The organism is Microbacterium sp. HSID17254, assembly GCF_003989315.1.
Lineage (GTDB): Bacteria > Actinomycetota > Actinomycetes > Actinomycetales > Microbacteriaceae > Microbacterium.
On the sequence record NZ_RBLT01000076.1, the window covers coordinates 1 to 4,874 of the forward strand.

Annotated in this window: 6 protein-coding genes; 3 read left to right on the forward strand and 3 right to left on the reverse strand. The window is 74.0% G+C overall.

Features of this window, described 5'->3' with window-relative positions:
* A partial coding sequence (locus D8M34_RS17575; RefSeq protein ID WP_126894668.1) for a DUF58 domain-containing protein occupies window positions 1-880 on the forward strand: 880 nt, incomplete at its 5' end.
* Between the two features lie 18 nt (window positions 881-898).
* Here the strand turns inward: D8M34_RS17575 and D8M34_RS17580 are convergent.
* Window positions 899-1,891 carry a stage II sporulation protein M gene (locus D8M34_RS17580; RefSeq protein WP_025103038.1) on the reverse strand — a complete coding sequence of 331 codons (993 nt, stop codon included), beginning with the start codon at window positions 1,889-1,891 and terminating at the stop codon, window positions 899-901.
* Between the two features lie 16 nt (window positions 1,892-1,907).
* Here D8M34_RS17580 and D8M34_RS17585 point away from each other — a divergent pair, with 16 nt between their 5' ends.
* A complete protein-coding gene (locus D8M34_RS17585) occupies window positions 1,908-2,717 on the forward strand; it encodes an RDD family protein (RefSeq protein ID WP_025103037.1) in 810 nt (269 codons plus the stop codon).
* 43 nt (window positions 2,718-2,760) lie between these two features.
* Here the strand turns inward: D8M34_RS17585 and D8M34_RS17590 are convergent, their stop codons facing one another.
* Window positions 2,761-2,967 (reverse strand): DUF3499 family protein, encoded by a 207-nt coding sequence (locus tag D8M34_RS17590; protein WP_025103036.1) that lies wholly within the window; start codon window positions 2,965-2,967, stop codon window positions 2,761-2,763.
* A gap of 77 nt (window positions 2,968-3,044) precedes the next feature.
* Here D8M34_RS17590 and D8M34_RS17595 point away from each other — a divergent pair, with 77 nt between their 5' ends.
* Window positions 3,045-3,470, forward strand: coding sequence for a hypothetical protein (locus tag D8M34_RS17595; RefSeq protein WP_238695712.1), 426 nt, complete (start codon window positions 3,045-3,047; stop codon window positions 3,468-3,470).
* 18 nt (window positions 3,471-3,488) lie between these two features.
* Here the strand turns inward: D8M34_RS17595 and D8M34_RS19085 are convergent.
* On the reverse strand, window positions 3,489-4,874 hold a 1,386-nt coding region (locus D8M34_RS19085; RefSeq protein WP_342343185.1), incomplete at its 5' end, for a DUF5719 family protein.

A 4,874-nucleotide genomic window follows, 5' to 3' on the forward strand; every position in this document is an offset into this window, starting at 1 on the left:
CCTCGCCGGCCGCCAGGCGCGGCACCCCGTCCGCGGCGCGATCCGCGTGCTGCCGGCGTTCTCCTCGCGCAAGCACCTGCCGTCGCGGCTCGCGCGCCTGCGCGAGCTCGACGGGAACACGAGCATCCAGGTACGCGGCCAGGGCACGGAGTTCGACTCTCTGCGCGAGTACGTGCGCGGCGACGATGTGCGCTCGATCGACTGGCGGGCGACGGCACGCGCGGGCACCACGATGCTCCGCACCTGGCGCCCGGAGCGCGATCGGCACGTCGTCCTCATCGTCGACACCGGACGGACGGCGGCCGCACGCGTGGGCGACGGCACGAGACTCGACGCCGCGCTGGAGGCGGCCCTGCTGCTCTCCGCGCTCGCCTCCCGCGCCGGTGATCACGTGCACCTGCTCATGCACGACCGTGTCACCCGGGCGCGGGTCACCGGCGTGGACGGCACCGGGCTCCTGCCCGCGCTGACCGACGCCATGGCCCCGGTGCACGCCCGTCTCGTCGACACGGACTGGCACGCGGCCTTCGCGGCGGTGCGCACCCTGACGACCCGCCCCTCCTTCATCGTCGTGCTCACCGCTCAGGACGCGGCCGAGTCCGCCCGGGGCTTCCTCGGGGCCTTCCCCGATGCCTCCCGGGCCACCACGGTGCTCGTCGGGTCGGTGACCGATGACGGCATCGCCGCGCTCGCCCGTGCCCGGGGGTCCCGCGAGGAGGTCTACCTCGCCGCCGCCGCCGAGCGCACGCTTCGCGACGCCGAGAACGTCGCGGACGCGATCCGCCGGGCGGGCGGGGAGGCCATCGCCGCCGACCCGGAGGATCTGCCGCCCCGGATCGCCGACCGCTACCTCGAGCTCAAGGCGGCGGGACGGCTCTGACCGCGGTCCGCGGAGGCGTCAGCCCGCGACGAGCCGTGGCGTGCCCGACTCGTACTCCACCAGATCGCCGGTCTCGCCCCGCAGGTGCGCCCGGCGGCCGACGACGAGCATGTAGATGAGGAACACCGCGAGCGCCGCCGCCCCGATGCCGATCTTGACCGGCCAGGGCAGCGCCCAGCCGGTGACGAAGCCCTCCACGAGTCCGGAGAGGAAGAGCGCGAACACGAGTCCGAGGGCGACCGTGGCCAGCGCCCTGCCCTCCGCGGCGAGCGCTTCACCGCGCGTGCGGGGGCCGGGCACCACCCACGCCCAGAACATGTGCAGGCCGGCGGCCGCGGCGACGAAGATGCACGTCATCTCCAGCATGCCGTGCGGCAGGATGTAGAGGACCATGAGGTCGGCCTTGTCGTGGATCGCCATCACGGCCCCGGACGTGCCGAGGCCCAGGGCGTTCTGCACGAGCATGTAGACGGGCCAGATCCCGGTCACGCCGAACAGCACGCATTGCATCGCGATCCAGGCGTTGTTCGTCCAGACCATGCCCATGAACACCGCGGCGGGGTTCTCCGTGTAGTACCCGGTGAAGCTCTCGTCGGCATACTGCTGGAGGGCGTCGGGCGGCCCGAGGGTGGCGACGAGGGCGGGATCGCTCGCGATCCAGGCGGCGGTCCCGACGGCGACGGCCACGAAGGCGAGAGCGATGACGAGGGTCGTCCATCGCAGCCGGTACAGCGCCGCCGGCAGCTGCAGCCGGAAGAAGCGCGCCGTCTGGGTGAGGATGCTGTCCGCGGCGCCGGTGAGACGGAGTCGCGCGCGCACGAGGATCGTGGAGAGGTAGGCGCCCTGCGGCGACTCGCCGATGGAGGTCTTCAGCTCCGCGAGGTCGGCCGAGGCGGCGCGATAGCGCACGATGAGCTCGTCGACGCCGGCGCCGTCGAGACGAGCCCGGCTCAGGGCGTCCAACCGCTCCCATTCGGACCGGCGCGCATCGGCGAGGGCATCGGCATCCACCTGATTTACTGTACTCATGTCCGCGCAGATCGACGTCTCCGACGAGGTGCTCTCCGGAGAGGCGGTCGCGATCGACGTGCAGCCCGTGGGGTTCCTCCTCCGGGCGGCGGGGGCCGTGATCGACATGCTGCTGGGCTACGCCGTCTTCGTCGGATCGATCTTCCTGCGCCTCTGGCTCCTCGACATCGGCGTGCTCGACCCGGCCACGGATCGCATCGCCCTCGTGGCCTCCCTCGTCGTCAGCTTCGTCGTCCTGCCGATCACGATGGAGGTGGCCCTCAAGGGCCGAAGCCTCGGCAAGCTCGCGGTCGGCGGGCGGATCGTGCGGATGGACGGCGGCGCGGCGGGGTTCCGGCATGCGTTCATCCGCGCCCTGCTCGGTGTGTTGGAGATCTACCTCACCTTCGGCGGCCTCGCGGTCCTGGTCGGCGCCTTCACGGCGCGATCCCAGCGGCTGGGCGACCTCGTCGCCGGCACCTACAGCCAGCGGGTGCGCACGCCGAAGCTGTTCACCCCGGCTCCCGTCCTGCCTCCCGCGCTGGCGGGGTGGGCGCAGGTCGCCGACGTGGCCCGTCTCCCCGACCGCCTCGCCCGCCGCATCTCGCAGTTCCTCGTGAGCGCCCCGCGCATGCTCCCGGCGGCGCGCGAGCGCGTGGCGGCCGACCTGCTGGCCGAGGCGACACCGTACGTCTCCCCCGTGCCGGCCGCGCCCGCGGAGCTCGTCCTGGTCGGCGTCACCGTGCTGCGGCGGGAGCGGGAGCGGCGGGCGCTGGAGAACGCCGACCGTCGGGCGGAGAAGCTCACCGGGCGGCGCCTGGGCGTCTGAGGGCGGCCCGCACCCGTGGTTCTCCTCGAGCGGCGGTCTTCGGTCAGGCGCGGAGCGCCTCGTGGCGCACGACCAGCCAGCCCGCGGGAACCGAGAGCCGATCGGCATGCGGGGCGCACAGATCGTGCGCCTGCGGGTCGTTGGCCGCGCCGAGCGGGCCGAGCGCGGCCATCTGGTCGCCGTAGTCATATGTGAGGGTGGCCACGGCCTCGCGCGCGCAGCCGACCTTCGAGCACAGTCGTCCGTCCATCATCGTCAGCGTACGGCTCCCGGCCGCGCGGGCGGCGGTGCCGCGCCGGACGAGCACGCAGCGCCTAGACTTTCGGCATGCCCCGTCGTCGATCCGCCTCCGTCTCCGGTGTCCGTCGCGGCGCGCGACACGGCCGGCACGGACGGCTCGGCCGCAGCGAGGTCGTGAAGCCCCCGCTCGCCCCGCTGGACGGGCGCATCGACCGCTTCGACCTCACCGTCGGGACCGCCGTCGAGTTCCTCCGCGGCACGTGGCCGGAGCTCCAGGACGTCCGCTTCGAGATCGGTGCGCTGCCGAGCACCGAGGCCGACGGCGAGGTGCCCCGCTGGCACCTGGACCGGGACCGGCGGAGGATCGTGCTCTTCCGCATCCCGATCGAGCGCCTCCTTCCCCCCGGCCACGACGACGCCACCCATCGCCGGCTGGCGATCGAGAGCGCCGTCTTCCGTGCCGCGGCCGAATACGTCGGCCGCGAGCCGTGGGACCTGGGGCACGATCACTGAACGCGCCGCCCTCCCTGCTCAGGGATAGACGGTGATCGAGCTCTCCACCCCGGCGGGCGCGGGGACCGGCAGGACGGCCAGCGCCCCGGCTCCCGTCAGCGTCACCGCCGCGTGCACCGGCCCCGCGGGCTGGAGCAAGTAGGACCGATCGGCGCGGACCTCGACCGCGCGGGTGCCGCCTGCCGGAACGGTGATCTCCTGCGGAGCGTCTCCCTCGATCGTGCGGAGAGTGACCGTGACCTCCTCGTCCGCGGGGTTGGCCAGCTGCAGCTTCGGGCTCGGCCCCGCGGGGACCGCGAAGGCCACCTCGGTGTCGATCTGCGGAGCAGGCGTCACCCAGGCGAAGTCGGAGTCCGCCCCGAAGCCGTCCTGCTGCCGGACTCCGGCGACGACCGGTGCGTCCGCATCGATCTCCACGGTGTAGGTCCCGGGCTCCAGCCCGCTCAGCGACACCTGCGTCGGCTCGTCGGCGGTGAGCGGCACGACGAACTCGTCGAGTCCGGCGGCACCGCTCTGCCCCGTGACCCGTACGCGCGCCGTGGCGTCCGCTCCGGGGGCGAGCAGGCGGAGGACGGTCATGTCGCCCTGGTCGCCCTCGGTCTCGAAGGCCTGCACCCCCGGCAGGACGAGGTGCTGCTGCGGGCCGGCGACCGCCTCCTGCTGGTCCGCGCCCACGGGGTCGAGCACCCGCATCAGGGCGGACTGCAGCACGGCACGCACGGGGGCTCCGACGGCGCTGACCTTGACGACGGGCACGTCGTTGCCCGCCGCGACGGAGGTCAGCGGAAGGGCGGTCTGCGTGCGCGGCGGCACGATCACCGTGCGGCCGCCCCGAGCGGTCCCGTAGACGGCGAGGGTCACGGTCGCCGCGACATCGGAGGCGTTCGCGAGCAGGACGACGTCCTCCGCACCGGTGCCGACCGACCCGCCGATCAACCACGACTCCAGGCGCGGCACGCCGCAGGGCGAGGCCGCGAGGCCCGCGAGGTCGTCGGCGGCGAGCCTCACCGACTCCGCTCCGGCGATCAGCGGCGCCGACCGGCCCTCCACCGCGCCGGTGAGCACGGGGACGTCGTCGCCGTCCACGAGGTCGGGGGCGGCGAGCCCGGACGACGTCGGTTCACCCGACGTGCCTCCCGCGGTCACCCGTGGCGTGCCCGCGGCGCGCATCTCCAGCGGCGCCGCCGTGTTCCGACCGAGGGCGCGGAAGTCGCCGGAGCACAGCAGGACACTGTCCCCGGGAAGCGGCGTCACCTGTTCCTGTGCGGGCTCATGGGTCACGGTGGGCCACGGGGCGTGCACCGCCGCGACCACCCCGACGACGCACGCCGCCGCGACCACGACGCCGGTGGCGAGGCGCGCGCTCGTGGCGACGACTCGGAATGCGCGCGTGCCGGTCATCGG

Excerpts from the sequence above, each read along its gene's own strand:
- D8M34_RS17585 (WP_025103037.1), top strand. The coding sequence starts at position 1,908 with ATGTCCGCGCAGATCGACGTCTCCGACGAGGTGCTCTCCGGAGAGGCG.
- D8M34_RS17590 (WP_025103036.1), bottom strand. The coding sequence starts at position 2,967 with ATGGACGGACGACTGTGCTCGAAGGTCGGCTGCGCGCGCGAGGCCGTG.
- D8M34_RS17595 (WP_238695712.1), top strand. The coding sequence starts at position 3,045 with ATGCCCCGTCGTCGATCCGCCTCCGTCTCCGGTGTCCGTCGCGGCGCG.